This window comes from Pseudomonas sp. D2002 (assembly GCF_013385735.1).
Taxonomy (GTDB): Bacteria; Pseudomonadota; Gammaproteobacteria; order Pseudomonadales; family Pseudomonadaceae; genus Aquipseudomonas.
This window is the reverse complement of the sequence record NZ_JACAPL010000004.1, coordinates 286,775-312,885: the sequence shown is the minus strand read 5'-3', so window position 1 is coordinate 312,885 and position 26,111 is coordinate 286,775. Positions and strand designations below refer to the sequence as shown.

Genomic DNA, 26,111 nt, shown 5'->3' with positions numbered 1-26,111 from the left:
CGCCTTTTCATTGCCCGCTCATCCGAATGGAACCTGACCATGCTCAAAGCTGCTATTGCCCTGATGCTGATCGCGACTGTCGTGAGCCTGTTCAGTGGCTTGTTCTTTCTGGTCAAGGACGAGGGCAACTCCAACCGCCTCGTCACTGCCTTGACCGTGCGCGTGGTGCTCGCCGCGATCACCGTGGGCTTGATCGCCTGGGGCTTTTTCAGCGGCCAGCTGGTGTCTCATGCGCCGTGGTAACGCACCTCACAGCACGTAAACGAAGAAAAACAGGCCGATCCACACCACATCCACAAAGTGCCAATACCAACTGGCGGCTTCGAAGCCAAACTGGTGCTCGGCATTGAAATGCCCGCGCAGGATGCGCATCAGCATCACAAACAGAATGATCGTGCCGATGGTCACGTGCGCGCCGTGGAAACCGGTGAGCATGAAGAACGTCGCGCCGTACACGCCCGAACCGAGGGTCAGGCCCAGCTCTTTGTAGGCGTGCATGTACTCCTCGGCCTGGAAGGCCAGGAACGCCCACCCCAGCAGCACCGTCAGCGCCAGCCAGATTTTCAGCGCGCCGCGATGGCCTTTGCGCAAGGAGTGGTGGGCGATGGTGATGGTCACGCTGGAGCTGACCAGCAAGATCGTGTTGATCAGCGGCAAGCCCCACGGGCTGATGGTGCCTTCCGGCGGCGGGTACATTTTTGGGTCGGGGTTGTTGAGCAGCGGCCAGGTGAACTGAAAATTCGGCCACAGCATGTGCGCGATGCCCTTGTGCCCTTCACCGCCCAACCATGGGCCGGACATGTGCCGCACATAAAACAGCGCGCCGAAGAATGCGACGAAGAACATCACCTCGGAAAAGATGAACCAGGTCATGCCCCAGCGAAACGAGCGGTCCATCTGCGGGCTGTACAAACCTGCGCGACTTTCCTTGATTACGGCGCCGAACCAGCCGAACAGCATGTAGGCCAATAGCAGGCCGCCGACGAAAAAGATCCACGGGCCGTGGGATTCCGGGCGCGCCGCCTTCAGATCGTTGAACCACACGGCCAGGCCGTACACGGTGATCAACATGCCAAAGGTCGCAATTATTGGCCATTTGCTTTGCGCTGGTACGTAGTACGTATCATGAGACGACATGTATTCGCTCTCCTGATTGAGGGGGCAAACAGTAGCTAGCCGCCGGTACGGACGGCCACCGGCGGTTGGCGCGCAGTGATATCAAACAGCGTGTACGCCAGGGTCAAATGCTTCACATCCTTGGGCATGTCGCGGTCGACGATAAAACGCACCGGCATTTCGATGCGCTGACCTGGCTGCAGCACTTGCTGGGTGAAGCAAAAACATTCGGTCTTGTGGAAATACATCGCCGCCTCGGCCGGAGAAATACTCGGCACCGCCTGGGCGGTCATGGCCTTGTCGGTGGGGTTGTAGGCCACAAACAGCATCTCGGTGACCGCGCCGGGGTTGACCACCACTTCGTCAGCCTTGGAGTGAAATTCCCAGACCATGTCGATGGCATTGGTCGACAGGAACTGCACGCGCACCTGGCGCGTAGGGTCGACGATTTGCTCGCCCTCGTACTGGCCGGCAGTCTTGCCGTTGATGCCGAAGGCCTTGCACATCACGTCGTAGATCGGCACCAGGGCGAAACCGAAGGCGAACATGGCCACCACCAGGATCAGCAGGCGGGTGACGAGGCGCTTGATCGGGATGGATTCAAGCATGGCGATCACCTGAGCCGAACGCGGTCAATGTGGGAGCGGGCTTGCTCGCGAATGCGGTAGGCCAGGCACCCTCTGCGGCGACTGACACACCGCTTTCGCGAGCAAGCCCGCTCCCACAGGGGATTTGTGTAGGTATGGCGAACCGGGTCTTCACTTGACCTCCGGCGGCGTAGTGAACGTGTGGTACGGAGCGGGCGAAGGGATGCTCCATTCCAAACCTTCGGCGCCATCCCATGGCTTGGCCGGCGCTGGCGGGCCGCCACGGATGCACTTGATCACGATGAACAGGAAGAAGATCTGCGTGGCGCCAAACATGAACGCGCCAATCGACGACACCATGTTGAAGTCGGCGAACTGCAGGTTGTAGTCCGGCACCCGGCGTGGCATGCCGGCCAACCCCACAAAGTGCATCGGGAAGAACGCCATGTTCATGCCGACAAAGGACAGCCAGAAGTGCAGCTTGCCCAGGGTTTCGTCGTACATGTGGCCGGTCCATTTCGGCAGCCAGTAGTAGGCCGAGGCGAAGATGCCGAAGATCGCACCGGGCACCAGTACGTAATGGAAATGCGCCACCACGAAGTAGGTGTCGTGGTACTGGAAGTCCGCCGGGGCAATCGCCAGCATCAGTCCGGAGAAGCCACCGATGGTGAACAGGATCACGAAGGCCACGGCGAACAGCATCGGCGTCTCGAAGGTCAGCGAGCCTTGCCACATGGTGCTGACCCAGTTGAACACCTTCACGCCCGTCGGCACCGCAATCAGCAGCGTGGCGTACATGAAGAACAGCTCGCCCACCAACGGAATGCCGACCACAAACATGTGGTGCGCCCACACGATGAATGACAGGAACGCGATACTCGCCGTGGCGTAGACCATCGAGGTGTAGCCGAACAACGGCTTGCGCGAGAAGGTCGGGATGATCGAGCTGACGGCGCCGAAGGCCGGCAGGATCATGATGTACACCTCAGGGTGGCCGAAGAACCAGAACACGTGCTGGAACAGCACCGGGTCACCGCCACCGGCCGCACTGAAGAAGCTGGTGCCGAAGTGGATGTCCATCAGCATCATGGTCACGCAGCCTGCCAGCACCGGCATCACCGCGATCAGCAGGAACGCGGTGATCAGCCAGGTCCACACGAACAGCGGCATTTTCATCAGGGTCATGCCCGGCGCGCGCAGGTTGAGGATGGTGGCGACCACATTGATCGCGCCCATGATCGAACTGATACCCATCAGGTGAATGGCAAAGATGAAAAACGTCACGCTTTCCGGCGCGTAGGTGGTGGAGAGCGGGGCGTAGAAGGTCCAGCCGAAATTCGGCCCGCCGCCGGGGGTGAACAGGGTCGAGACCAGTAGCAGGAACGCCGCCGGCAGCAGCCAGAAGCTGAAGTTGTTCATGCGCGGCAGGGCCATGTCCGGCGCGCCGATCATCAGCGGGATCATCCAGTTGGCCAGGCCGACGAAGGCAGGCATCACCGCGCCGAACACCATGATCAGGCCATGCATGGTGGTCATCTGGTTGAAGAACGCCGGCTGCACGATTTGCAGGCCGGGCTGGAACAGCTCGGCGCGGATCACCATGGCGAACGAGCCGCCGAGCAGGAACATGGTGAAGGCGAACCACAGGTACATCGTGCCGATGTCTTTGTGGTTGGTGGTCAGCACCCAGCGCATTAAGCCTTTGGCGGGGCCGTGGGCATGGTCGGCATGCCCATGGTCGATCACAGTGCTCATGGCCGTTCTCCTGCAAGCGAGTGGGCGGGACGGTTCGTGGCATACGCAGTAAGGGCTGTCATTTGCTTTCCGCCTGCTTGATGGCCAGCACGTCTTTAGGCGTGACCATGTCGCCTTTGTTGTTGCCCCAGGCATTGCGCTCGTAAGTCACTACGGCAGCGATATCCACTTCCGACAGCTGTTTGCCGAACGCCGCCATGGCGGTGCCGGGTTTGCCGAAGTACACGCGGTGCAGGTGGTCTTCCTTAGGCCCGGTGGCAATCGGTGAGCCCTTGAGCGCCGGGAACATCGGCGGCAGGCCCTGGCCCTCGGCCTGGTGACAGGCGACGCAGGTGGTGTGGTAGACCTTGTCGCCACGCGCCACCAGCTCGTCCAGCGTCCACTCTTTGGAGGTCAGCTCCTTGAGCTTGGCCGCTTCGGCCTTGCGCTCGCCGAGCCAGGTGTCGTAGTCGGCCTTGGATTTGACCTCGACCACAATCGGCATAAAACCGTGGTCCTTGCCACACAGCTCGGCGCACTGGCCACGGTAGATGCCGGGCTTCTCGACGCGGGTCCAGGCCTCGTTGACGAAGCCGGGGATGGCGTCGCGCTTGACCGCAAAGGCCGGCACCCACCACGAGTGGATTACGTCGGCGGCGGTCACCAGGAAGCGCACTTTGGCGCCCACCGGCAGCACCAGCGGCTGGTCGACTTCGAGCAAATAGTGCTCGCCCTTGGTGGCCTGGTTATGGATTTGCTCGGCGGGCGTGGCCAGGTTGCTGAAGAACTCCACGTCCTGGCCGAGGTATTTGTAGTGCCACTTCCATTGGTAGCCGGTGACCTGAATATCGATATCCGACTCGGTGCTGTCGTAGATATTGATCAGGGTTTTGGTGGCCGGAATGGCCATTGCCACCAGGATCAGCAAGGGCACCACGGTCCAGAGGATTTCCACGGTCGTGCTCTCGTGAAACTTGGCGGCCACCTGGCCCGTGGACCGGCGGTGCAGGATCATCGACCAGAACATCGCGCCAAACACGACAATGCCGATCACCACACAAATCCAGAAAATGGTCATGTGCAGGTCAAACACGGCGTGACTGACTTCAGTCGCCCCTGGCGCCATATTCGTTGTCCAGGCGGCGTGCGCCTGGCCGAATACTGACCACAACAGTAGGCCCATCCAAACGTGTGGATGTCGCGTCATTGCGGGTTCCCCTTTATGTTTCTTGTTATCCCGCCGGTTTGCACCTGCGGCGAAGGGAGCGGCTTCCATACTGCTTACAACCGCCAAGCCTTGCCTGCTTCATGCAGTTGGGCGTCATCAGCTAATTGCGTACAAAATCGAGTATAGACAGCCGCGGCAACCCCGCAATGTGTAGGGGCAAATGAGCAAAAACAGACGGGCGGGCCTAATAAATACGGGCCCGCAAACGTTTATCCGACGAACGATGGCAATTCGATATAACGCATGCGCATAACCATGAAATAATTATGACAAACGCGTCTTAGGCTCTCGTATAAACGAGCTACCTTGTCCTTTCCCTTTTCCTACGCCTGTTTCACTGGAGCATTCATGAACACCGCCGCATTGCGCGAGCAGATTTCCCGTGCCCATCAACACGAAGCCAGCACTGGCCAGCTTGCCCAGCAACTGGAAAAACAATTGCCGCACCTGCATTCGGCCATCTCCCTGGCTGACGGTGATCGCAACATTGTCATGACCCGTTTTGTTACCGCCTACATCGAGCTGGTCCCGGATTTACTCGAAGCCGCCAATGACGTGGCCCGCGAAGCCGGTATCGAAAGCCAGATCAAACCGGTGCTGAAGATTGCCGAGCATTTCTTCCTGCAGCCGCCCGCGATCCTGGCCGGCCACGAAGGCCTCGACGGCCTGCTCGACGAAGCCTACCTGGCCCATCGGTTGGTGGAAGAGGTCAACGACCTGTACATCAAGCATTTCGGTCAGCCGTTGATTCCAGCGGATACCACCGTCGCCAACCTGATCGCTCATCAACTGATCGGCGAGGCGTTTGCCAATCAACTGGATGAAGCCGTGCACTTGGCAGTGGATGAAATGCTCAACGAAGACAGCTTTGCGCTGGAATCGGTCGAGGCGTACCGCGAGACGCTCAAGAGCCCGAACACCGAAGCGGCGTGGAAGCGCTGGCCGTGCCTGTCGCGGCAGTTGGGGGTTGAGTTGGCGTTGGATCAGCCTGCTTAACTCTTCAATATGATGCAAAACCCATGTGGGAGCGGGCTTGCTCGCGAATGGGGTAGATCAGTCGACATTGCTTTGACTGATACACCGCTTTCGCGAGCAAGCCCGCTCCCACATTTTTGATTGGGTTCCGTCAGCTAGTGGACGGTGCCGAACCAATCCCCACCGTCGTGCGCACGCGGCCTTCCAGCCGGCGCTTCAACCCACGCGCTTCGATCACAAGCGTAGAGCCTTTGGCCGCATTGGCCCGACCCCATTCCTCCAGCAACTCCAGGCAGGAGTGGTCGATGTAGCTCAGGTTGCTCAGCGGCACATGCAACGTGGTCCCTGCGGGCACCGTCGACAGCACTTGGGTCAGCGCCGGTACTTTCAAAAAGGTCGCCGCACCGGTCAGGCGCAACTCCATCTCACCGTCCTGAGGCAGGTCGATCAGGCTGACTTTCAGTCTTGACGCCTTGAAGGCCAGCTTCACCAACGTCAACCCGAAGCCCACCAGCACGCCGGTCAGCAGGTCGGTGAAGATGATCGCCAGCGCCGTCGCGGCATAGGTGAACATCGGCATCCGCCCATAGCGTCCCAATGCCTTGAACGCCTTGACGTCCACCAGCTTGATCCCGGTGTACACCAGCACGCCCGCCAGGCTCGCGACCGGAATGCTTTGCAGCACGCTCGACAGCAACAACACGAACCCCAGCAGCCACACACCGTGGAACATCGCCGACAAGCGCGTGGTGGCGCCCGCCTGCACGTTGGCCGAGCTGCGCACGATCACGCCGGTCATCGGCAGGGCACCGACCAGCCCGCACAGCATGTTGCCCACGCCTTGCGCAGACAATTCCTTATCGAAGTCGGAACGCTGGCCGCTGTGCATGCGGTCAACCGCTGCGGCAGACAGCAGGGTCTCGGCGCTGGCGATAAAGGCCACGGCAAATGCGGCGATCAACAACTGTGGATCGGCCAGGTTCAGCAAGTCGCTGGGGCGTAGCCAGTCGATGGCGTCGGCCAGGTTTTCCGGGACTTCCACGCGCTTGACCTGCAACGCCAGCACCAGGCTGGTGACGGTTGCCAAGCCCACGCCCAGCAGGGCGCCGGGTACGAAGCGCAGTGTTTGCGGACGAAATTTATCCCACAGGTACATCACCAGCATCGTCGATAAGCCAAGCAAACCGGCCTGCCAGCCAAGGCCACCACCGAGGGACGGAATCGCCTCAACCAAGGCGGCCGGGAAGCCCGCCAGGTTATCCAGCCCCGAAGGCTTGGGCGCACCGTCGAGCATCACATGCACCTGCGACAGCACAATCAACACGCCGATGCCGGCCAACATGCCGTACACCACGGCCGGCGCCGTGACACGAAACCAGCAGCCCAGACGCAAACGCCCGGCCACCAGTTGCAGGAACCCCGCCAACAACAGGATCGGCCCAAGCATCATCATGCCGTGCTGGCGGACCAGCTCGAACACCAACACCGCCAACCCGGCGGCGGGCCCGCTGACTTGCAGCGGCGACCCCGCCAGCCAGCCCACCACCAGGCCACCGATAATCCCGGTGATCAGGCCCTTGGCCGGCGGCATGCCGGACGCAATCGCGATGCCCATGCACAAGGGCAGGGCGACCAGAAACACAACCACAGACGCGAGCAGCTCCCGTGGCAATACAGCTTTCAATTGAGCAGCACGCATGATGACTCTCCCGAGGCATTCGCCGGGCGCGGCAAAGCCTGGCTGCGTCCATGGCAGCCACCGCTTTACCCGGCAGGGAAGTGTTTTTAGAAGCGCGCTTTAGGCGTCGCGCAAGGGATCGGCCCGTCGCCGCTCAGCGATCGGAACGCCGCTTGATCCGCGTCGTAAGCACGGATTTCACTGGTCTCGATGTTGTAGATCCAGCCATGGATAAACAATTGACCATTGGCCATGCGCGAAGCCACGGAAGGGTGGGTGCGCAGGTGCTGCAACTGGGCGATAACGTTTTCTTCCGTCAGCACCTTCATGCTTTCGTGCTCATTGGCGCAGTCGCAGTTGTCCTCGACCATCGACTTGGCGACTTCGGCGTGGCGCAACCAGGCACGCACCGTTGGCATCTTTTCCAGGCTCTGGGGGTTGAGTACCGCGCGCATGGCGCCGCAGTCGGAATGCCCGCAAACGATGATGTGCTGCACGCCCAGGGCGAGTACCGCGTACTCGATGGCCGTGGAAACACCGCCGTTCATCTGGCCATAAGGTGGCACCACGTTGCCGACGTTACGCGTCACGAACAGGTCGCCGGGGGAGCTCTGGGTGATCAGCTCAGGCACGATGCGCGAATCGGCGCAGGTAATGAACATCGCCCGTGGGCTCTGGGCCGTGGCGAGTTTCTTGAAGAGTTCTTCCTGCTGCGGGAAGACGTCGTGATGGAAATGCAAAAAGCCGTCAACGATGTGCTTTAGCGCTGCATCGGCGGACTCGGCCTCGTGAGGGGCTGAAGCCGACGCAGCCAACGGCTGTTTATCCTTGTCACTCATAATTCATCCTCTTGATTAAGGCAGGGGAGTGGCTCAACTCAGTTCTGACGCCTGGCCTGTGCAATAGTTGTAAACACCACACACCCAGCGCGTCGACTGATCAGTCACTCGCTGAACAAGGTAACCACCGAAACTTAACTCAAACTGAATGAAACGCTCTAGCTCGCGGGTTTCAGTGATGTCAAAACGCGACCATTCCTACGCAAGCGTTGGGTTGATCCCCTTCAGTTTACAACAAAGCCATCTGTCTGCCCGGTGGGCAGAACGCCGTGCAATCCAGGTTGAAGCCTTCGCGACGATTAAGCCCCAGGCGCTTGATCGCCTTGCTGAAACGCTGTGCCAGCAGATCGGCAAACGGCCCCTCGCCGCGCATGCGCACACCGAAGCGGCTGTCGTACACCTCACCGCCGCGCACCTGGCGCACCAGGCTCATCACATGGGCCGCGCGCTGCGGGTAATGCGCCGCCAGCCACTCCTCGAACAGCGGCGCCACCTCCAATGGCAGGCGCAGCATCATGTAGGCCGCACTTTGCGCGCCGGCCGCATGGGCTTCGGCCAGCAGGCTTTCGAGCTCGCTGTCGTTGATCATCGGAATCATCGGCGAGCACAGCACGCCCACCGGGATGCCGGCGTCACGCATCACCCGTATCGCCCGCAAGCGCGCCTTGGGCGCCGCCGTGCGTGGCTCCAGGATGCGCTTGAGCTCGTCGTCCAGGCTGGTGAGGCTGATCATCACCGCCACCAGCCGCTGCCGGGCCAGCTCGGTCAGCAGGTCGAGATCGCGCAGTATCAACGACCCCTTGGTGATGATGGTCACCGGGTGCCGGTAGCGCAGCAGCACTTCGAGGGTTTGCCGCGTGATCTTGTATTCACGTTCGATGGGCTGGTACGGGTCGGTATTGGAGCCCAGGTTGATCGGCGCGCACACATAGCCCGGCTTGGACAGCTGTTGTTCCAGCACATCGGCGGCATTGGTCTTGGCGATCAGCCTGGTTTCGAAATCCAGCCCCGGCGACATGTCCCAATAGGCATGGCTGGGCCGCGCATAGCAGTAGATGCAGCCATGCTCGCAGCCACGATAGGGGTTGATCGAGCGATCGAACGGCAAGTCCGGCGAGTTGTTGCGGGTGATGATGCTCTTGGCCGTTTCGATACGCACTTCAGTGCCCTGGGTTGGCGGCACCTCCTGAAACCAGCCGTCATCCTCGGCCACACTGACAGTCGGCGCAAAACGGTTGTGCAGGTTGGTCGCCGTGCCCCGGCCACGGGGCGGCAGAGGTGCAGACATGAAAACGCCCATATACTGTTTTTATATACAGTATAGGGGCGTCGTCGTTATGACCAGTGCCGTTTAGCGGCCAGCACGGGGTCAGTGCTTTTGGGTCACTTGCCCCAGGTCATCGCCCGAGGTGGTACGCATATCACTCTTGCGCAGGTCCGCAACGTCGCTGGCTTTTACCGGTGCGCCTTTATTGCCCCAGCTGCCACGAACGAAACTGACCACATCCGCCACTTCCTGGTCCGACAATCGCCAGGCAAACGCCGGCATCGTAAAGGTCGAAGGCGCCGTGTGCGTAGCCGGCAGGGTGCCGCCGTTCAACACGATGTTGATCAATGACGTGGCATCCGCCGTCTGCAACACCGGGTTACCCGCCAGCGCCGGGAACACCCGCGTATAGCCATGGCCGTCGGTACGGTGGCAGGCCGCGCAGTTGTCGATGTACACCGACGCACCCGGCTTGCTGTCGTCACCTTTCCACAGCGCCTCGGCCACCTGTTTGTCGTACTGGTGCGGCTGGTCCTTGGGATCGACCGCCGGCAGGCTCTTGAGGTAACGGGCGATGGCGGTCAGGTCGTCCTGGGACATGTATTGCATGCTGTGGACCACAACATCGCTCATGCCGCCAAACACGGCGCTGCGATCACTGCGACCGGTCTTGAGGAATTGCACCAGTTGCTCCTCGCTCCAACTGCCGAGGCCGTCCTTGTGGTCGCCGCGCAGGCTTTTCGCAATCCAGCCTTCCAACGGCGCGCTGCCGGACAGGAACGCGTTGCCGTCAGTGGCACTGAGGGCCTTTTCCTGCATGGTCAGGGCACGCGGTGTATGGCAGGCGCCACAGTGGCCGAGGCCTTCAACCAGATAGGCGCCCCGGCTGATCACCGGGTCGGCAGCCGCTTGTGGCGGATGCTCCTCGACCGTCGGCGCAAACATCCAGCGCCAGGCCGCCAATGGCCAGCGCATGCTCAAGGGCCACGGAATATCGCTGTCCTTGTTTTCTTGGGCGACCGGCTCAACACCCTTCATGAAGTACGCATACAACGCCTGCATGTCGCTGTCGCTGACACGCGCGTAGGACGGATACGGCATCGCCGGGTAAAGCGTACTGCCGTTCTTGGCGACGCCATGGCGCACGGCCTTGTCGAAGTCCTCGAAGCTGTAGTCGCCCAGCCCAGTCTTGTCCGGGGTGATGTTGGTGGAGTAAATCACGCCGATCGGGGTTTCCATCGGCAGGCCGCCCGCAAAGGGTTTGCCGCCCTTGGCGGTGTGGCAGGCCACGCAGTCACCGGCGCGGGCCAGGTATTCGCCTTGCTTGATCAAGTCGGTTTCGGCGGCGCTCACCGAGCAGCTGCTGAACAGGGCGAAACTGGCGATAACAAGTGCTTTCATGGTCATCGCTCCTTATGCCTGAACCAGTGGGCCGGGGTTTTTCAGGTACTGCTCGCGGATCGCCCGCGCCGACCAGTAGGTCAACGCCGCCACCAGGCCGGTAGGGTTGTAGCCCAAGCCTTGTGGGAAAGCCGACGCGCCGGGGACAAACACGTTGTGTACGTCCCAGGATTGCAGGTAGCGGTTCAACGCACTGGTTTTCGGGTCGGTGCCCATGATTGCGCCACCGTTGAGGTGGGTGGTCTGGTAGGACGCGGTGTTGAAGTGCTCACCGACTTTTTTGCCAAGCACGGCGATGGCCTTGGGGTTCATCGCAGCTGCGACCTTGCCCATTTTCTCCATCATGAAGCGGTTCATCTTGATGTCGTTTTCCTGCCAGTCGAACGTCATCCGCAGCAAGGGCAGGCCGTAGGCATCGCGATACACCGGGTCCAGATCCAGGTAGTTGCCCCGGTAGGATTGATGCGCACCGTGGGAGTCCATCGACACCTGGTGGGTGTAGTAATCGGCGGTCGCGCGCTTCCAGGCACTGCCCCAGGCCGGAGTGCCTGGCGGGTTGGACGTACCGGCAATCGGCCGGCTGCCGGCCTGGTTGACCCACATTGGCGAACCGCCGACAAAGCCGTGCGGCCCGTGGTCGAAGTTATCCGCGTTGAAATCATCAATGGCCACGCCATTGCCGCCCGCACCGATGAAGTTGTTGGTGTGGGTGTCCTTGTCGAAGAAGGCCTTGATGGTGCCCATGTTCTGGTAGGCGAAGTTCCTGCCGACCACGCCCTCATTGGTAATCGGGTCGTAAGGCTTGCCGATGCCCGACAGCAGCATCAGCCGCACGTTGTTGAACTGGAAAGAACCGATGATCACCAGATCTGCCGGCTGCTCGCATTCGCGCCCCTGGGCGTCGATATAGGTCACGCCGGTGGCCTTGCTCTTGGTGCTGTCGAGGTTGACCTTGAGCACGTGGGAATTGGCCCGCAGCTCAAAGTTCGGCACCTGGCGCAGCGCCGGCAGGATGTTCACGTTCGGCGAAGCCTTGGAGTACATGTAGCACACGTAGCCGCTGCAGAAACCGCAGAAGTTGCACGGGCCCATCTGCGCGCCGTAAGGGTTGGTGTACGGCCCCGAGGTGTTGGCTGACGGCAAGTTGTAGGGTTTGTAACCGACCTCGGCAGCCGCTTTCTGAAACAGCTGTGCGGAGACGGTGTTTTTCTGCGCTTCCAACGGGAACGGGTTGGAGCGATCCGGCGCATACGGGTTGCCGCCGCGGCCTTCGCCCACCAACTGGCCTTTCACCGTCCAGGCCTGGCCGGAGGTGCCGAAGACTTTTTCCGCGTAGTCGAAAAACGGCTCCAGCTCTTCGTAGCTCACGCCGAAGTCCTGGATGGTCATGTCCTTGGGAATGAAGTTCTTGCCGTAGCGCTCTTCATAGTGGCTGCGCATGCGCAACTCGATCGGGTCGACACGAAAATGCACGCCCGACCAGTGCAGGCCTGCACCGCCCACGCCATTGCCCGGCAGGAACGCGCCCAACTGACGGTTGGGCAGGGCGACGTCATTCACGCTATGGCGAATCGTCACCGTCTCCTTGGAAATGTCCTGGAAGAGTTTTTTACGCACGCTGTAGGTCAGTTCGTCGATGACCTGGGGATAGTTGCCGTCCGGATAAGTGTCCTGCATCGGGCCGCGCTCCAGCGCTACCACGTTGAGGCCAGCTTCCGTCAGCTCCTTGGCCATGATCGCGCCGGTCCAACCGAAACCGACGATCACCGCATCCACTTTCTTCATGATGGTCGCCACGTTTACGCCCTCTCGCCGCGAATGGAAACAGCCGGGAAGGGGTATTGCTCGTTGCGTTCAACCCAGTCCATGAAATCGGCGCGGGCGCCGGGGAAGCCGATCATGGTCCAGCCGACCATGCCTTTGTTGCCACCGTGGATCGGGTCGCAGAAGAAGCCTTCCTTGGTGTTTTGCAGCAGCAGGTTGAAAAACATCTTCGCCGGCACCGCCTCGAAATGCGCGGTCATTTCGCCGCCCCCCGCCTCCATACGCCGCAGCATATCGTCCTGGGTAGCGCTGTCTTGAGCAGCAAAAGCTTTCCCATTGAACGCCTTCGACCACGCATCCGTGGCAGCAATGCCCAGGCGATAGATGTCCTTGGGCACCAGTTTGCTCTGCCAGCCCATCTCTGGCGCCGCGTCGGCGTTGAACGGGCCTTGCATGAACCACAGCGCGCCGGCGGCATACGGCGTGTTCATCTGGCGGTCGATGTATTCCGGCGCGCCGGCTTCCAGGGCGCCAGGGCCTTGGGCGTCAGCGGGAATCAAGCGCGCGACGGCGGCGTTGATAAACGCCCACTCTTCGGCGCTGAAGTAGCTCGGCTCATAGGCTTTGTCGCTGACCGGCGGTTTAGGCTCGGCGGCCTGCGCCGGCTCCGGCGTGGCCATCAACATCGAGCCACCAAAGCCGGTGCTGGCAACCGTGACCACCGGGATCAAGGTCAAGGATTTGCGTAAAAAGTCACGCCGGGGGTTGTCTTGATCTTGATCAGACATGGGTGCACCTCATCATGTGGTCACGGGTTTATCCGCCGCTTCTGGGAGCAGCGTGAAGACTTGCCAGGAAATGGGATCCAAAGGGATAGAACACACCGGCAATCAATAGTTACAAATGATAGCAGGCTAAGCATTCAGAGGAATCGATTCAGCGAGAAAAACACCGGATCAGGCCGGGTATTCACGATTCTTTGACGATAACCTCACGCCGCGTTGACCCCTCTCAGGCGAATCTGTGGCCCATCAGCCATTTCCCTAGTCGGTTACAACGCGCATGTTCGAGATTCGATTGCTGCCTGCCCTCGGCATGGTGTTCCTGGCCCTGTTCGCCACCGCCCAGGCCCAGGCCGACGGCACCTCATCGCTGCGTTCAGCGGAATGGGCGCAGCCGGTGGGCGACAAATTCAACTTGCACCAAATGACGCCCACGCTGTATCGCAGCGCGTTGCCAAACAGCGATGCGCTACCGGTTTTGCAAAATCTGAAGATCGGCACGGTAATCAATTTTTTGCCGGAATCTGATGCGTCGTGGCTGAAGACATCTGATATCAAACAGGTGCAGCTGACTTATCGCACCAACCACGTCGACGATTCCGACGTACTCGCTGCGCTAAGGGCGATCCAGGATGCCGAAACCAAAGGCCCGGTGCTGATGCACTGCAAACATGGCTCCGACCGCACCGGCCTGATGGCGGCCATGTATCGCGTGGTGATCCAGGGCTGGAGCAAGGAAGATGCGCTGAACGAGATGACCTTGGGCGGCTTCGGCAGCAGCAGTGGCTTCAAGGACAGCGTTCGCTACATGATGAAGGCCGATGTCGACAAGTTACGCACAGCCTTGGCGAATGGCGATTGCAGCACCAGCGCGTTTGCGCTGTGCTCGATGGAAGATTGGATCACTACAACGGGCAAAGACGAGAAAAAATTGTAGCGCGTCTTTCTGTGGGCTGTGGGAGCCGGGCTTGCCCGCGATGCAGGCAAGCCAGATCCCACAGAAGTCGCGCCCCCACAGCAAGTGGGGGCGGGCGTCAGTCTTTTTTCAGCTTGGGGTTGGGGAAAAACTGCACCGCCTGCACTTTCGGGTCCGCCGGCGCTTTCAACGCCGATGTATTGACCCGCGTGCCCAATTCCTTGGGCACCGACAGACCTTGGTCATTCAACGTGTCGGTATAACCGCAGGCCACACACTCACGGTGTGGCACGCTGTCCTCGGTCCACATCTTCAACTTGTCCGGCTCGCTGCACGCCGGGCAGACCGCCCCGGCGATAAATTGCTTTTTGGTGATCACAGGCCCTTCACTCATGCTGCCGCGTCCTCACTCAGGCCGCTGTGGCGCAAGAGTGCGTCAATCGACGGCGCACGTCCGCGGAAGTCGACGAACAGCACCATCGGCGCTTGGGAACCACCACGAGCCAGAATGGCTTCGCGGAACGCACGGCCGGTTTCGGCATTGAGCACGCCGTCTTCTTCAAACTTGGAGAAGGCATCCGCCGACAACACTTCCGCCCACTTGTAGCTGTAGTAACCCGCCGCGTAACCGCCGGCGAAGATGTGCGCGAAGCTGTTAGGGAAGCGGTTGTACGCAGGCGGGCGCATCACCGAGACTTCATCGCGCACGCCTTCCAGCACTTGCGCCACGCTGCGGCCATCGCCATGGGTGGCGTGCAGTTCGAAGTCGAACAGCGAGAATTCCAGCTGGCGCACCATCATCAGGCCGGACTGGAAGTTTTTCGCCGCGAGCATTTTTTCCAGCAGGTCCTGGGGCAGCGGCTCGCCGGTTTCATAGTGGCCGGAGATCAGCGCCAGACCTTCCGGCTCCCAGCACCAGTTCTCCATAAACTGGCTTGGCAATTCCACCGCATCCCAGGCCACGCCGTTGATACCGGAGACGCCGGCGTGTTCAACGCGGGTCAGCAGGTGGTGCAGGCCGTGGCCGAATTCGTGGAACAGGGTGGTGACTTCATCGTGGGTCAGCAGGGCAGGCTTGCCGCTGTCGGCCGGGGTGAAGTTGCACACCAGGTTGGCTACCGGGCTTTGCAGCACGCCGTCGACGGTGCGGCGACGGTCGCGCGCGCCGTCCATCCAGGCACCGCCACGCTTGTTGGCGCGGGCGTACAGGTCGAAGAAGAAACGGCCGACGTGTTGGCCGTTTTCCTTGATTTCAAACAGGCGAACGTCCGGATGCCAGGTGTCGAAGCCTTTTTGCTCGGCGATTTCGATGCCGTACAGGCGTTGGACGATGGCGAACAGGCCGCCCAGTACTTTGTCGATCGGGAAGTAGGCGCGCAGGGCTTCCTGGGACACGCTGTAGCGCTGCTCGCGCAGTTTTTCGCCGTAGAAACCGCTGTCCCAACTTTGCAGGTCGGCGCAGCCTTGTTCGGCAGCGTAAGCCTTGAGCTGTTGCAGGTCCTGGGCGGCAAACGGCTTGCTGCGTTTGGCCAGGTCGCGCAGGAAGCTCAGCACCTGGTCGCTGGACTCGGCCATCTTGGTGGCCAGGCTCAGCTCGGAGAACGAGGCGTAGCCCAACAGTTTGGCCAGCTCCTGACGCAAGTCGAGGATCTGTTCCATCACCGGGCCGTTATCATTCTTGCCGGCATTCGGGCCTTGGTCCGACGCACGGGTGCAGTAGGCCGCGTAGACCTCTTCACGCAGGGCGCGGTCGTGGGCGTAGGTCATCACCGCGTAGTAGCTGGGGAATTCCAGGGTGATCAGCCAGCCGTCGAGGCCTTTGGCCTGGGCGGCGGCGGCCATTTGCGCCTTGGCCGAGTCGGTCAGGCCGGCGAGGGTGGCTTCATCGGTGACGTGTTTGGTCCAGGCTTGGGTGGCGTCCAACAGTTGGTTGGAAAATTTGCTGCCCAGCTCGGAGAGCTTGCTCTGCACTTCGGCGTAACGCTTTTGCTGCTCAGGCGGCAAATCGATACCCGACAAGCGGAAGTCGCGCAGCGAGTGCTCGAGGATGGTTTTTTGCGCCACGTCGAAACCGGCGGCTTCCGGGCTGTTGGCCAGGGCTTCAAAGGCCTGGAACAGCGCGCGGTTCTGGCCCATCTCGGTGGAGTAGGCGCTCAATGCCGGCAGGCAAGCCTCATAGGCTTCACGCAACTCGGCACTGTTGCACACGGCATTCAGGTGGCTGACCGGGCTCCAGGCCGCGCCCAGGCGGTCATTCAATTCGTCCATCGCCAGCACCAGCCCGGCCCATGTCGGATTTTTACCCTGGCTTTGCAGGATGCCTTCGATGGCGACGCGGTTGTCGGCGAGGATCTGTTCAATGGCCGGCTGTACGTGCTCGGCACGGATCGCCGAGAACGGCGGCAGGTCGTAGGGCTGCAGAAGAGGGTTGTTCGCGCTCACGGTTGGCACCTTGGCTGAAGAAACATGTAAGAACAAAGATGGGGCCATCTTAATTACAATCAACACCCACCGCAGCTATCAGCACACAAGAGAGAGGCTATCGTGACCCTTCGCACCTATCAGAACCACACGCCAACCCTGGGCGCAGGGGCTTTTGTCGATATTTCGGCGGTGGTGATCGGCGATGTCGAAATCGGCGCCGACAGCTCGGTTTGGCCGCTGACCGTGATTCGCGGCGACATGCACCGCATCCGCATCGGTGCGCGCACCAGCGTGCAGGACGGCTGCGTGCTGCACATTACCCACGCCGGGCCGTTCAATCCTGACGGCTTCCCACTGCTGATCGGTGATGACGTGACCATCGCCCACAAAGTCATGCTGCACGGCTGCAGCGTCGGCAACCGCATCCTGATCGGCATGGGCAGCATCGTGATGGACGGCGCGGTGGTGGAAGACGACGTGATCATCGGCGCCGGCAGCCTGGTGCCACCGGGCAAGAAACTCGAGAGCGGCTTTTTGTACGTGGGCAGCCCGGTTAAACAAGTCCGCGCGCTGACTGACAAGGAACGCGCGTTTTTCACCTACAGCGCGGCGAACTACGTGAAGCTCAAAGACCTGCATCTGGCGGAAGGATTCGACCAATGACCCAGCGTTACCAAACCGTCCTGTTCGACCTCGATGGCACCCTGACCGACCCGCGCGAGGGCATCACCCGTTCGATTCAGTACGCCCTCGCCAAGCTCGGCATCGATGAACCGGACTTGACCAAGCTGGAACACTTTATCGGCCCGCCGCTGCTGCAAGCCTTCATGCAGTTCTACGGCTTTGACGAGGCCAAGGCCTGGGAAGCGGTGAATTTCTACCGCGAGCGTTTCAAGGTCACCGGGCTGTATGAAAACCGCGTGTTCGACGGCGTGATGCCGCTGCTGGAAGAGCTGAACGGCCAAGGCCGCCGGCTGTATGTGGCCACATCCAAGCCGTGGGTGTTCGCCCGCGAGATTGCCCGGCATTTCGATTTTGCCAAGCACTTCAAAGTGATCTACGGCAGCGAGCTGGACGGCACGCGCACCAACAAGGTTGAGTTGATTGCGCACTTGATGAGCGAAGAAGGCCTGGACCCGGCGACCACCTTGATGATTGGTGATCGCAAGCATGACCTGATCGGCGCGCGCAGCAATGGGCTGGATTCGGCGGCGGTGGGGTATGGGTTTGGCAGTTTTGAAGAGCTGAATACCGAAGCGCCGACCTGGCATTTTGAGACGCTGGATGAGATGCATCAGGCGTTTTTGCAGCGCGCTTGAGGCCGCTTTCGCGAGCAAGCCCGCTCCCACACTTGACCGAGTTTCAACATGAGAATGCGGTCGAATGTGGGAGCGGGCTTGCTCGCGAAGAGGCCCTAGTGCTCACCACCCTCCAACTGCCTCAACGCCGCCTTACGCTGCTCCACCGGCAACCCACCCAGCTTCTCCACCGCCGCATAGAACTTCACCCAATCCCCACCTTCCTGCGCAAACAAGGCCGCAAACGCCGGCACCCATTGGTCATACAGCCCAAATGGCAACAGCCGCGCGTTGTTCAGCGGCTGGTTGATCCAAAGGTCATAACGCTTGTCGCCGCCCCATTGGCTATCGCGCATCTGCCGATACTCACTGCGCAAACGCTCGAACTGCGCCGCCTTGGCCTGACGCATCACATCGGCTGCCAACGGCTGTGCGTAGAGCGTTTCCAGGCGTTTGCGGGTATCAAGCACCAGCCGGATAAATTGGTCACGCTGCTGCAACGTCGCATTGCTCAAAGGCGCCAAGCCCCGCGCCGCACGCCACTGGCGCGTGCCTTCCTGCTCGACGAAGTTGGCATATGACTCGTTGAACTCGGTGTCATCCTTTACATAAAACCGCTGGTGCGCCAGCTCATGAAAAATCAGCGTGGCCAGGCGCTCGTCGCCCCAGTTCATCATCGAACTCATGATCGGGTCGTTGAACCAGCCCAAGGTAGAGTAGGCCTCGACGCCGCCAATCGACACGTCCATGCCTTGTTGCCGCAACAACGCCGCCGCGCCGCGTGCCGCGCCTTGGTTGTAATAACCGCGATAGGCAACGCATCCGGCAATCGGGAAGCAATGGGTTTGGGGGGAGAGGGAAAATTCCGTCGTGGCAAAGACGTTCCAGACCACATAAGGCCGGCCAATGTCTGCGTACAACCGGTAACTCTGGTTGTCGGGCAGGTGCAGGTGTTCACTGGCAAAGGCGCGTGCCTTCTGCGATTGCACCAGGTGATCACGCAATACCTGTGGGCGAGAAGGGTCCGCGATGACCTCGGCAACCGGCTCGCGAGCCCGCAGCAATTGCCACTGGCCGCTGGCCAACTGGCTGTAATAACTGACACTGGAACAGCCGCTGAGCAGCGCAACCATTAACCCTGGAAGAAAACGCCTCAACATGCTCCGACTGCTCCTGGGTGATTGGCTCGCCAGACTATCCTGCCCACGCGGAATTTTTCCATGCCCAAGCGTGTTTATACTCATGAGGAGTCTGCTGCCATCGGCGCCAGGCTCAATTCCTACTTATGTTGAGTGCCTGCCATGCGCCAGCTTTTGCTTCCCATCACCGCCCTGTTTCTCAGCGCCTGCGCTTCGACGCCGATTCCGCCCGTCGACCCGCATCAGGCCTGGGTCGATTTCATCACCCCCACGCCGGGCGCCAAGTTGGTCATGGCTCAGCGCCTGGATGGCAAGAACCTCAACGACGGGCGTTTTTTCCAGGTGCCACCGGGCAGCCACGAATTGATGGTGCGCTTTGATTTCGAGGTGAACACGGGGGCAGGCTTTGGCGGGCTGGACCAGACGCACGACCGAACCTGCTTCATGACCTTGCAGTACGACAACTTCCAGGCAGGCCAGCACTATGTGCTGGAAGGGCGCTCGCTGGCCTTCACGCCCAACATTCGGCTGTACAACTCAGCGCGTCAGTTGCTGGCCCAGGAACGCAGCGTGAACTGTATCTGATCAGTCGTTGTTCTTCTGGTAGACGATGGCTTTGGTGCCGTTCTCACAGCTGCCGACGACCATGGCGCTGTCGTGCTTGTCGGCTTCTTCCTTGCTGACAACCTCAAGGGTGTAGGACGGCACGGCGTTAGCCTGGATCTTGACCTCGATTTCTTTCCTGAGCTCTTCACAATCTTTTGGCGCGGCCACGGCCGAAGTGGCCAAAACACCGCAGATGATCGCCAAGGCAAAACGTTTCATGTGTGTAGCTCCCTGAATGCATGCGCACGGGTGTGCGCCTAAGCTGCATAGGCTATTCGACCACAGTTTCGAAACGCGAGTTCTGATTTAAAGCAGAACTGAATGTGGGAGCTGGCTTGCCTGCGATGGCCTCACCTCGGTGCAACTGAAAAACCGAGGTGTCCCTATCGCGGGCAAGCCCGACTCCCACACAAACCCGCTCCCACATTGATTGGATCTACGGTGTTACGCAGACCGCATTAGCTGACGAGCGTGGCATCCAGGCTGATTTTTGCATTCAGCACCTTGGAGACTGGGCAGCCTTCCTTGGCCTTTTTGCTCAGCTCATCGAACTGCGCCTGGCTTGCGCCCGGGATCTTGGCTTTCAGCACCAAGTGCACAGCGGTAATCGCAAAACCACCGTCTACCTGGTCCAGGGTCACTTCAGCCTGGGTATCAATGCTGTCAGCCTTGAGGCCAGCATCACCCAGAATCATGGAAAACGCCATGGAGAAACAGCCGGCGTGCGCCGCGCCAATCAGTTCTTCAGGGTTTGTGCCCTTGCCGCCTTCGAAACGGGCCTTGAAGCCGTAAGGCGCTTCGCGCAGCACGCCGGTTTCGGTGGAAATGGAACCCAGGCCTGTCTTCAGATCACCTTCCCAATGCGCGGATGCTTTTTTAACGATACTCATAGCGGTCTCCTCGAACGGTGGTTTTGCTTCAGTAAGGGTTCTGAGGATAGAAGCTCTGGCAAAGTTCATCTTGTCGGAGAAACCTAGCAATTCAGTAGGAAATTTACCCGACCGCTATTGAATCTCGGGTATATGCCCTCATTGCATAGACCATGCACATGAAGCGGCAGGTTTTGGTTCGTCTATAAGCCTGCGCACCTAATGGAGAAGCAGGCTTATGAAATCGCTGTCCGACGTGAAGTTTTCGACCCTCGACCTCGTGCCCGTGCGCGCCAACGGGAGCATCGCGCAGTCGTTGCGCAACTCCCTGGACTTGGCCCAACACGTGGAAAAGTTCGGCTACAACCGTTTTTGGGTGGCTGAGCACCACAACATGGACGGCATCGCCAGTTCGGCTACCTCGGTATTGCTGGGTTATTTGGCCGGTGGCACCTCGACGATTCGCGTCGGCTCCGGCGGCGTCATGCTGCCCAACCACGCGCCGTTGGTGATTGCCGAACAGTTCGGCACCCTGGAAAGCCTGTATCCCGGCCGTATCGACCTGGGTTTGGGCCGCGCCCCCGGTTCCGACCAGATGACCGCGCGCGCCCTGCGCCGTGAGCGCTCAGGCAGCGCGGACGACTTCCCGGATGATGTCGCCGAACTGGTGGCCTACCTGGGCCCACGCACGCCCGACCAACGGATCATCGCCGTTCCGGGCACCGGCACCAATGTGCCGGTGTGGCTGCTCGGTTCCAGCCTGTTCAGCGCACAGCTGGCCGGTGAGCGCGGGTTGCCCTACGCCTTCGCCTCACATTTCGCACCGCGTTTGATGCATGAGGCGATTCGCGTGTATCGCAATCACTTCAAGCCTTCCGCCGTGTTGGACAAGCCCTACGTGATGCTCGGCATTCCGCTGGTAGCCGCCGATACCGACGAGCAAGCCGATTACCTGGCCACTTCGGTGTACCAGCGCATCCTCGCGCTGATGCGCGGGCAGAGCCTGGTGCAGCGCCCGCCGGTCAAAACCATGGACGGCCTGTGGCTGCCCCATGAAAAAGACGCCGTCGGCAGCTTCCTCGGCCTGGCCATGGTCGGCAGCCCGGCGAAGATCCGCGCCAAATTGGAGGTGCTGATCGAACAGACCGGCGCCGATGAGCTGATCTTCACCAGCGACCTGTACGAACATGCCGACCGGATTCATTCCTACGAGCTTCTGGCGCAGGTGATGAAGGGCTGATAACCCAAAGGCAAAAAAAAACCGACGCACTCGCGTCGGTTTTTTATGTCTGCAACACGGGATTAACCGCGCTTGTAGGCGATTTCCTTGGTGCCGCCTTCGCAGCTGCCGACGACTTTGTGGTCGCTGGGTGCTGCGCCTTTATCTACCACTTCCAGCGAATAACCCGAAGCGCCCTTGGCGTCGATTTTCGCTGCAATTTCACTTTTCAGCTCTTCACAAGGCTTGCCCGCCGCCAGGGCTGTGCCCGCAATGCTCAACAAACCTACCGCTAACAGGAACTTCTTCATCCGATACTTTCCTTGCGCTGATCGAAAAGAGCGTGCCGACGCTTATCGCATCGGCACCCATTGTTTGTAGCGCAGGTTATGGCAATCGGCCAGTCAGCAAAGTTCAACTCACCGGATCAACTACTGGCAATTCGGAACCCCACCTTCAGCGTGACCTGGAAGTGCGCGGCCTTGCCGTCCTTGATGTGACCACGGGTTTCGGTCACTTCAAACCACTCCAAGTGCTTGATGCTCTTGTGCGCCTCGGCGATTGCGTTGTTGATGGCGTCTTCGATGCTGGTGGTCGAAGAACCGACCAGTTCGACTTTCTTGTACGTGTGATGATCAGACATAGCGTTTTCTCCTGAGGTCTATAGTCAGCGTAGCAGTCAATGTTCGTACTGCTTCTGGCGACTGTTCCTACCTGAAAGTTCAGATTTACTGCACTTTCTGAAAACGCCGTAGTCGGTATCTACACATGCCACTCAATCACTTCAGGAGAGTCCACATGGCCAACACTTCTTTACGCAAAGCGTCGCTGGAAAGCATGGAAGCCGAGATTTCGAGCCTGCTCAAGTCCCTTGAGAGCCTCAAGGATGATGCGTCCGATGAGTCGCGCAAAACGCTGAAGGCCCTGAAAAGCAATGCCGAGAATGCACTCAAGCATTCCCGTCACCTGATCAGCGATGCCTACGAAGAAAGCAAAGTCAAAATCCGCGAAACCGGTGTTGCAACCCGTGACTACGCACAAGAGCACCCATGGACTACCGCCGGCGTTGCCGTTGGCGCGCTGGGTCTGCTGGCGGCTTACCTGCTGTGCAAACGCGGCGACTGATTGACCGGCTACAACGGCTGGCGCAGCAACTCAGCCTTGAGCCACTGCGCCAACTGACCCGCGCGCCCATCTGCGGCGCGCTTGGGTAGCCACAACGCCAGGTGCGCCGGGGTTTCGCTAAAACCCCACGGCGCCACCAGGCGACCCGCTCGCAGGTCCTCTGCCACCAGCGGTTCTGGCGCAATTGCCACCCCCAAACCTGCCACCGCAGCCTCCAGCAAATAATACAAATGCTCAAACCCCTGGCCGTGTTTCAACGCGTCGGGCGCGATGCCGTGTTGCTGCGCCCAACTGGGCCAGGCTTGCGGCCGGGAAGTGGTGTGCAACAGGGCTTCGTCGCACAGGGCTTGCGGCGGTGCCTGACGTAGGCGCTCGTAACCGGCGAAGCGCGGGCTCATCACCGGGCCGATGCGTTCGCTGGCCAACTCGTACACCTGCATATCCGCGGGCCACGGCGGTTCGGCGAACACCAGCAGGGCATCGAGGCCGGGGCGTCGCGGGTCGAGGTCACCGTCACCCGCCGACAGGTGCAGGCGCAAATCCGGCAAGTCGGCGTTCAGGCGACCCAGGCGCGGGATCAACCAGCGCGCCAGCAAACTGCCCGAACACCCGAGCACAAAAGGTGCGTCGGCGCTGGCCTGGGTCAGTTCGGCGCAAACGTCCCTTAAACGCTCAAAGGCTTCAGCACTGGCATCGCGCAGCCGAACCCCGGCATCTGTGAGTTTAAGGCCGCGACCGTCCTTGGCGAACAAGCTGACACCTAAATGCTCCTCCAGCACCTTCAACTGTCGGCTGACGGCGCCGTGGGTCACATGGAGTTGCTCAGCCGCCTGGCTGACGCTGTTAAGCCGGGCAGTGGCTTCAAACGCGCGCAAGGCGTTGAGGGGCGGAAGGTCTCGGTTCATCTGTGAGTTTTCCTGACAGGTTACCGCGATCTTATCGGTTTTCAGCGTAGCGCGTCAGGGGTAGAGTGGCCGTCATTGCCTCTCCTCACCTTTTTAACGGAGCGCCCCATGACCCAGTCCCAGACCGATCTTCGCAACGGCCCTGACGCCAACGGCCTGTTTGGCGCGTTCGGCGGCCGTTACGTCGCCGAAACCCTGATGCCGTTGATCCTCGACCTGGCCCGCGAATACGAAGCGGCCAAGATTGATCCGGCGTTCAACGAGGAACTGGCCTACTTCCAGCGCGACTACGTCGGACGCCCAAGCCCGCTGTATTTTGCTGAGCGCCTGACCGAGTTCTGCGGCGGCGCCAAGATCTACCTCAAGCGCGAAGAGCTGAACCACACCGGCGCGCACAAGATCAACAACTGCATCGGCCAGATCCTGCTGGCACGGCGCATGGGCAAAAAACGCATCATCGCCGAAACCGGCGCCGGCATGCACGGCGTGGCCACCGCCACCGTGGCCGCGCGCTTTGGCCTCGATTGCGTGATCTACATGGGCACCACCGACATCGAGCGCCAGCAAGCCAACGTGTTCCGCATGAAGCTGCTCGGCGCCGAAGTGATCCCAGTGGTCGCCGGCACCGGCACCCTCAAGGACGCGATGAACGAAGCCCTGCGTGACTGGGTGACCAACGTCGACAGCACCTTCTACCTGATCGGCACCGTGGCCGGCCCACACCCGTACCCGGCGATGGTGCGCGACTTCCAGGCCGTGATCGGCAAGGAAACCCGCGACCAGATGCAAGCCCAGGAAGGCCGCTTGCCGGACAGCCTGGTGGCCTGCATCGGCGGTGGCTCCAACGCCATGGGCCTGTTCCACCCGTTCCTGGATGACGCCAGCGTCGAGATTATTGGCGTTGAAGCGGCCGGCTACGGCATCGAAACCGGCAAGCATGCCGCCAGCCTCAACGGCGGCGTACCGGGCGTGCTACACGGCAACCGCACCTTCCTGCTGCAGGACGACGACGGCCAGATTATCGACGCCCACTCGATTTCCGCCGGCCTCGACTACCCCGGCATCGGCCCTGAACACGCGTGGTTGCATGATATCGGCCGTGCTCAATACACCTCGGTGACTGACGACGAGGCCCTGATCGCATTCCACAAATGCTGCCGTCTGGAAGGGATTATTCCGGCACTGGAAACCGCCCACGCCTTGGCCGAAGTGTTCAAACGCGCACCGAATCTGCCGAAGGATCACCTGATGGTGGTCAACCTCTCCGGCCGTGGCGACAAAGACATGCAGACCGTGATGCACCATATGGAACAGTCGAAGCAGGAGAAACACTGATGAGCCGCCTGCAAACCCGTTTTGCGCAACTGAAAGAACAAAACCGCGCCGCCCTGGTGACCTTCGTCACCGCTGGCGACCCGGGTTATGACACCTCGCTGGCGATCCTCAAGGGCTTGCCTGCCGCCGGTGCCGACGTGATCGAGCTGGGCATGCCCTTCACCGACCCGATGGCCGACGGCCCGGCGATTCAACTGGCCAACATCCGTGCGCTGGAAGCCAAGCAGAACCTGGCGAAAACCCTGCAGATGGTCCGCGAGTTCCGCAAAGACAACCACGACACGCCGCTGGTGTTGATGGGCTACTTCAACCCGATCCACAAATACGGCGTGCCGCAGTTTATTGCTGACGCGAAAGAAGCCGGCGTTGACGGCCTGATCGTGGTCGACATGCCGCCCGAGCATAACGGCGAACTGTGCGACCCGGCCCAGGCTGCAGGCATCGACTTTATCCGCCTGACCACCCCGACCACCGATGACGTGCGCCTGCCGACCGTGCTGAACGGCAGCTCCGGCTTTGTGTACTACGTGTCGGTGGCCGGTGTGACTGGTGCCGGTGCCGCCACGCTGGAGCACGTCGAAGAAGCCGTGACCCGCCTGCGTCGCCACACCGACCTGCCGATCAGCATCGGTTTTGGTATTCGCACACCGGAACAAGCCGCCGCCATCGCGCGCCTGGCAGACGGTGTGGTGGTGGGTTCGGCACTGATCGACCACATCGCCAGTGCCAAAAATGATCAGCAAGCCATTGAGGGTGTTTTGGGCCTGTGCGCGGCGCTGTCGGAAGGCGTTCGCAGCGCCCGTAAGTAAACGCCATGTAGCAGTAGGTAAAGTTCCTGATACAGAGGAATCAAACTGTCGAATCAGTACCTAAACTGACAAGACCAAGGGATTTCGAACCCGGT

General features: G+C 60.6%; 28 protein-coding genes. 10 read left to right on the top strand and 18 right to left on the bottom strand.

The window, feature by feature from the left end; all coding sequences use genetic code 11:
* Window positions 1-39 precede the first annotated feature (39 nt).
* The gene (locus tag HX783_RS10255; RefSeq protein WP_016969525.1) at window positions 40-243 is read left to right on the top strand and encodes a twin transmembrane helix small protein; all 204 of its coding nucleotides are present in this window, start codon (window positions 40-42) and stop codon (window positions 241-243) included.
* A gap of 6 nt (window positions 244-249) precedes the next feature.
* Here HX783_RS10255 and HX783_RS10250 read toward each other — a convergent pair whose 3' ends face one another.
* The 4 genes from HX783_RS10250 to coxB all read right to left on the bottom strand — a co-directional run bounded on the left by HX783_RS10250 (window position 250) and on the right by coxB (window position 4,644).
* On the bottom strand, window positions 250-1,137 hold the full coding sequence (locus HX783_RS10250) for a cytochrome c oxidase subunit 3 (RefSeq protein ID WP_177016812.1): 888 nt from the start codon (window positions 1,135-1,137) through the stop codon (window positions 250-252).
* 35 nt (window positions 1,138-1,172) lie between these two features.
* Entirely contained in the window at window positions 1,173-1,724 is a 552-nt protein-coding gene (locus tag HX783_RS10245) for a cytochrome c oxidase assembly protein (RefSeq protein WP_177016811.1), read from the bottom strand.
* 150 nt (window positions 1,725-1,874) lie between these two features.
* Window positions 1,875-3,458 carry a cytochrome c oxidase subunit I gene (gene ctaD, locus HX783_RS10240; protein WP_017137901.1) on the bottom strand — a complete coding sequence of 528 codons (1,584 nt, stop codon included), beginning with the start codon at window positions 3,456-3,458 and terminating at the stop codon, window positions 1,875-1,877.
* Between the two features lie 58 nt (window positions 3,459-3,516).
* Window positions 3,517-4,644, bottom strand: coding sequence for a cytochrome c oxidase subunit II (coxB, locus tag HX783_RS10235; protein ID WP_177016810.1), 1,128 nt, complete (start codon window positions 4,642-4,644; stop codon window positions 3,517-3,519).
* 369 nt (window positions 4,645-5,013) lie between these two features.
* Between coxB and HX783_RS10230 the strand changes: the two genes are divergently transcribed.
* Complete coding sequence (locus HX783_RS10230) at window positions 5,014-5,661, top strand: hypothetical protein (RefSeq protein WP_106576017.1); 648 nt, start codon at window positions 5,014-5,016, stop codon at window positions 5,659-5,661.
* Between the two features lie 130 nt (window positions 5,662-5,791).
* Here HX783_RS10230 and HX783_RS10225 read toward each other — a convergent pair whose 3' ends face one another.
* The 6 genes from HX783_RS10225 to HX783_RS10200 form a co-directional block, all read right to left on the bottom strand.
* Complete coding sequence (locus HX783_RS10225) at window positions 5,792-7,339, bottom strand: SulP family inorganic anion transporter (protein WP_177016809.1); 1,548 nt, start codon at window positions 7,337-7,339, stop codon at window positions 5,792-5,794.
* 86 nt (window positions 7,340-7,425) lie between these two features.
* Complete coding sequence (locus tag HX783_RS10220; RefSeq protein WP_159953493.1) at window positions 7,426-8,157, bottom strand: carbonic anhydrase; 732 nt, start codon at window positions 8,155-8,157, stop codon at window positions 7,426-7,428.
* Window positions 8,158-8,386: 229 nt separating this feature from the next.
* On the bottom strand, window positions 8,387-9,445 hold the full coding sequence (locus HX783_RS10215; protein ID WP_177016808.1) for a PA0069 family radical SAM protein: 1,059 nt from the start codon (window positions 9,443-9,445) through the stop codon (window positions 8,387-8,389).
* Between the two features lie 81 nt (window positions 9,446-9,526).
* Window positions 9,527-10,825 carry a cytochrome c gene (locus HX783_RS10210; RefSeq protein WP_177016807.1) on the bottom strand — a complete coding sequence of 433 codons (1,299 nt, stop codon included), beginning with the start codon at window positions 10,823-10,825 and terminating at the stop codon, window positions 9,527-9,529.
* 12 nt (window positions 10,826-10,837) lie between these two features.
* On the bottom strand, window positions 10,838-12,622 hold the full coding sequence (locus tag HX783_RS10205; RefSeq protein ID WP_177016806.1) for a GMC family oxidoreductase: 1,785 nt from the start codon (window positions 12,620-12,622) through the stop codon (window positions 10,838-10,840).
* A gap of 2 nt (window positions 12,623-12,624) precedes the next feature.
* A complete protein-coding gene (locus HX783_RS10200; protein WP_177016805.1) occupies window positions 12,625-13,377 on the bottom strand; it encodes a gluconate 2-dehydrogenase subunit 3 family protein in 753 nt (250 codons plus the stop codon).
* 274 nt (window positions 13,378-13,651) lie between these two features.
* On the opposite strand from HX783_RS10200, the gene HX783_RS10195 reads away from it, so the two are divergent.
* Window positions 13,652-14,308, top strand: coding sequence for a dual specificity protein phosphatase family protein (locus HX783_RS10195; protein WP_177016804.1), 657 nt, complete (start codon window positions 13,652-13,654; stop codon window positions 14,306-14,308).
* Between the two features lie 97 nt (window positions 14,309-14,405).
* On the opposite strand, the gene HX783_RS10190 is transcribed toward HX783_RS10195, so the two are convergent.
* The gene (locus tag HX783_RS10190) at window positions 14,406-14,681 is read right to left on the bottom strand and encodes a YheV family putative zinc ribbon protein (RefSeq protein WP_017528719.1); all 276 of its coding nucleotides are present in this window, start codon (window positions 14,679-14,681) and stop codon (window positions 14,406-14,408) included.
* Window positions 14,678-16,777, bottom strand: coding sequence for an oligopeptidase A (gene prlC, locus HX783_RS10185; RefSeq protein WP_177016803.1), 2,100 nt, complete (start codon window positions 16,775-16,777; stop codon window positions 14,678-14,680). Before prlC ends, HX783_RS10190 begins: the two co-directional genes overlap by 4 nt.
* Window positions 16,778-16,831: 54 nt before the next feature.
* Here prlC and HX783_RS10180 point away from each other — a divergent pair, with 54 nt between their 5' ends.
* Both HX783_RS10180 and HX783_RS10175 read left to right on the top strand, forming a co-directional pair.
* Complete coding sequence (locus HX783_RS10180) at window positions 16,832-17,374, top strand: gamma carbonic anhydrase family protein (RefSeq protein WP_177016802.1); 543 nt, start codon at window positions 16,832-16,834, stop codon at window positions 17,372-17,374.
* Window positions 17,371-18,030 (top strand): HAD family hydrolase, encoded by a 660-nt coding sequence (locus HX783_RS10175; protein WP_177016801.1) that lies wholly within the window; start codon window positions 17,371-17,373, stop codon window positions 18,028-18,030. Before HX783_RS10180 ends, HX783_RS10175 begins: the two co-directional genes overlap by 4 nt.
* Window positions 18,031-18,125: 95 nt before the next feature.
* Here the strand turns inward: HX783_RS10175 and HX783_RS10170 are convergent, their stop codons facing one another.
* Window positions 18,126-19,169 (bottom strand): aminopeptidase, encoded by a 1,044-nt coding sequence (locus HX783_RS10170; RefSeq protein WP_177016800.1) that lies wholly within the window; start codon window positions 19,167-19,169, stop codon window positions 18,126-18,128.
* Between the two features lie 141 nt (window positions 19,170-19,310).
* On the opposite strand from HX783_RS10170, the gene HX783_RS10165 reads away from it, so the two are divergent.
* On the top strand, window positions 19,311-19,733 hold the full coding sequence (locus HX783_RS10165; RefSeq protein ID WP_177016799.1) for a hypothetical protein: 423 nt from the start codon (window positions 19,311-19,313) through the stop codon (window positions 19,731-19,733).
* Here HX783_RS10165 and HX783_RS10160 read toward each other — a convergent pair whose 3' ends face one another.
* Entirely contained in the window at window positions 19,734-19,973 is a 240-nt protein-coding gene (locus tag HX783_RS10160; RefSeq protein WP_064450020.1) for a DUF1161 domain-containing protein, read from the bottom strand.
* 239 nt (window positions 19,974-20,212) lie between these two features.
* A complete protein-coding gene (locus HX783_RS10155; protein WP_027608131.1) occupies window positions 20,213-20,644 on the bottom strand; it encodes an OsmC family protein in 432 nt (143 codons plus the stop codon).
* Between the two features lie 217 nt (window positions 20,645-20,861).
* Between HX783_RS10155 and HX783_RS10150 the strand changes: the two genes are divergently transcribed.
* Window positions 20,862-21,863 carry an LLM class flavin-dependent oxidoreductase gene (locus HX783_RS10150; protein ID WP_110623920.1) on the top strand — a complete coding sequence of 334 codons (1,002 nt, stop codon included), beginning with the start codon at window positions 20,862-20,864 and terminating at the stop codon, window positions 21,861-21,863.
* A 62-nt stretch (window positions 21,864-21,925) separates the two neighbouring features.
* On the opposite strand, the gene HX783_RS10145 is transcribed toward HX783_RS10150, so the two are convergent.
* Together HX783_RS10145 and HX783_RS10140 are read right to left on the bottom strand one after the other, a co-directional pair.
* The gene (locus HX783_RS10145; RefSeq protein WP_177016798.1) at window positions 21,926-22,153 is read right to left on the bottom strand and encodes a DUF1161 domain-containing protein; all 228 of its coding nucleotides are present in this window, start codon (window positions 22,151-22,153) and stop codon (window positions 21,926-21,928) included.
* 116 nt (window positions 22,154-22,269) lie between these two features.
* Entirely contained in the window at window positions 22,270-22,485 is a 216-nt protein-coding gene (locus tag HX783_RS10140) for a dodecin (protein WP_016969657.1), read from the bottom strand.
* A gap of 155 nt (window positions 22,486-22,640) precedes the next feature.
* On the opposite strand from HX783_RS10140, the gene HX783_RS10135 reads away from it, so the two are divergent.
* Window positions 22,641-22,967 (top strand): YqjD family protein, encoded by a 327-nt coding sequence (locus tag HX783_RS10135; protein WP_003170746.1) that lies wholly within the window; start codon window positions 22,641-22,643, stop codon window positions 22,965-22,967.
* A gap of 8 nt (window positions 22,968-22,975) precedes the next feature.
* On the opposite strand, the gene HX783_RS10130 is transcribed toward HX783_RS10135, so the two are convergent.
* Window positions 22,976-23,872, bottom strand: a complete 897-nt coding sequence (locus HX783_RS10130; protein ID WP_177016797.1) for a LysR family transcriptional regulator — start codon at window positions 23,870-23,872, stop codon at window positions 22,976-22,978.
* A 108-nt stretch (window positions 23,873-23,980) separates the two neighbouring features.
* On the opposite strand from HX783_RS10130, the gene trpB reads away from it, so the two are divergent.
* Both trpB and trpA read left to right on the top strand, forming a co-directional pair.
* The gene (gene trpB / locus HX783_RS10125) at window positions 23,981-25,207 is read left to right on the top strand and encodes a tryptophan synthase subunit beta (RefSeq protein WP_159953474.1); all 1,227 of its coding nucleotides are present in this window, start codon (window positions 23,981-23,983) and stop codon (window positions 25,205-25,207) included.
* Window positions 25,207-26,016, top strand: a complete 810-nt coding sequence (trpA, locus tag HX783_RS10120; protein WP_177016796.1) for a tryptophan synthase subunit alpha — start codon at window positions 25,207-25,209, stop codon at window positions 26,014-26,016. The genes trpB and trpA overlap by 1 nt, the downstream gene beginning before the upstream one ends.
* Window positions 26,017-26,111 lie beyond the last annotated feature (95 nt).

Excerpts from the sequence above, each read along its gene's own strand:
- HX783_RS10200 (WP_177016805.1), bottom strand. The coding sequence starts at position 13,377 with ATGTCTGATCAAGATCAAGACAACCCCCGGCGTGACTTTTTACGCAAA.
- HX783_RS10170 (WP_177016800.1), bottom strand. The coding sequence starts at position 19,169 with ATGTTGAGGCGTTTTCTTCCAGGGTTAATGGTTGCGCTGCTCAGCGGC.
- HX783_RS10130 (WP_177016797.1), bottom strand. The coding sequence starts at position 23,872 with ATGAACCGAGACCTTCCGCCCCTCAACGCCTTGCGCGCGTTTGAAGCC.
- HX783_RS10210 (WP_177016807.1), bottom strand. The coding sequence starts at position 10,825 with ATGAAAGCACTTGTTATCGCCAGTTTCGCCCTGTTCAGCAGCTGCTCG.
- HX783_RS10160 (WP_064450020.1), bottom strand. The coding sequence starts at position 19,973 with ATGAAACGTTTTGCCTTGGCGATCATCTGCGGTGTTTTGGCCACTTCG.
- HX783_RS10245 (WP_177016811.1), bottom strand. The coding sequence starts at position 1,724 with ATGCTTGAATCCATCCCGATCAAGCGCCTCGTCACCCGCCTGCTGATC.
- HX783_RS10165 (WP_177016799.1), top strand. The coding sequence starts at position 19,311 with ATGCGCCAGCTTTTGCTTCCCATCACCGCCCTGTTTCTCAGCGCCTGC.
- coxB (WP_177016810.1), bottom strand. The coding sequence starts at position 4,644 with ATGACGCGACATCCACACGTTTGGATGGGCCTACTGTTGTGGTCAGTA.
- HX783_RS10135 (WP_003170746.1), top strand. The coding sequence starts at position 22,641 with ATGGCCAACACTTCTTTACGCAAAGCGTCGCTGGAAAGCATGGAAGCC.
- HX783_RS10145 (WP_177016798.1), bottom strand. The coding sequence starts at position 22,153 with ATGAAGAAGTTCCTGTTAGCGGTAGGTTTGTTGAGCATTGCGGGCACA.
- HX783_RS10175 (WP_177016801.1), top strand. The coding sequence starts at position 17,371 with ATGACCCAGCGTTACCAAACCGTCCTGTTCGACCTCGATGGCACCCTG.
- trpA (WP_177016796.1), top strand. The coding sequence starts at position 25,207 with ATGAGCCGCCTGCAAACCCGTTTTGCGCAACTGAAAGAACAAAACCGC.
- HX783_RS10190 (WP_017528719.1), bottom strand. The coding sequence starts at position 14,681 with ATGAGTGAAGGGCCTGTGATCACCAAAAAGCAATTTATCGCCGGGGCG.
- ctaD (WP_017137901.1), bottom strand. The coding sequence starts at position 3,458 with ATGAGCACTGTGATCGACCATGGGCATGCCGACCATGCCCACGGCCCC.
- HX783_RS10230 (WP_106576017.1), top strand. The coding sequence starts at position 5,014 with ATGAACACCGCCGCATTGCGCGAGCAGATTTCCCGTGCCCATCAACAC.
- HX783_RS10195 (WP_177016804.1), top strand. The coding sequence starts at position 13,652 with ATGTTCGAGATTCGATTGCTGCCTGCCCTCGGCATGGTGTTCCTGGCC.
- HX783_RS10255 (WP_016969525.1), top strand. The coding sequence starts at position 40 with ATGCTCAAAGCTGCTATTGCCCTGATGCTGATCGCGACTGTCGTGAGC.
- trpB (WP_159953474.1), top strand. The coding sequence starts at position 23,981 with ATGACCCAGTCCCAGACCGATCTTCGCAACGGCCCTGACGCCAACGGC.
- HX783_RS10220 (WP_159953493.1), bottom strand. The coding sequence starts at position 8,157 with ATGAGTGACAAGGATAAACAGCCGTTGGCTGCGTCGGCTTCAGCCCCT.
- HX783_RS10225 (WP_177016809.1), bottom strand. The coding sequence starts at position 7,339 with ATGCGTGCTGCTCAATTGAAAGCTGTATTGCCACGGGAGCTGCTCGCG.
- HX783_RS10150 (WP_110623920.1), top strand. The coding sequence starts at position 20,862 with ATGAAATCGCTGTCCGACGTGAAGTTTTCGACCCTCGACCTCGTGCCC.
- HX783_RS10155 (WP_027608131.1), bottom strand. The coding sequence starts at position 20,644 with ATGAGTATCGTTAAAAAAGCATCCGCGCATTGGGAAGGTGATCTGAAG.
- HX783_RS10140 (WP_016969657.1), bottom strand. The coding sequence starts at position 22,485 with ATGTCTGATCATCACACGTACAAGAAAGTCGAACTGGTCGGTTCTTCG.
- HX783_RS10215 (WP_177016808.1), bottom strand. The coding sequence starts at position 9,445 with ATGTCTGCACCTCTGCCGCCCCGTGGCCGGGGCACGGCGACCAACCTG.
- prlC (WP_177016803.1), bottom strand. The coding sequence starts at position 16,777 with ATGGCCCCATCTTTGTTCTTACATGTTTCTTCAGCCAAGGTGCCAACC.
- HX783_RS10250 (WP_177016812.1), bottom strand. The coding sequence starts at position 1,137 with ATGTCGTCTCATGATACGTACTACGTACCAGCGCAAAGCAAATGGCCA.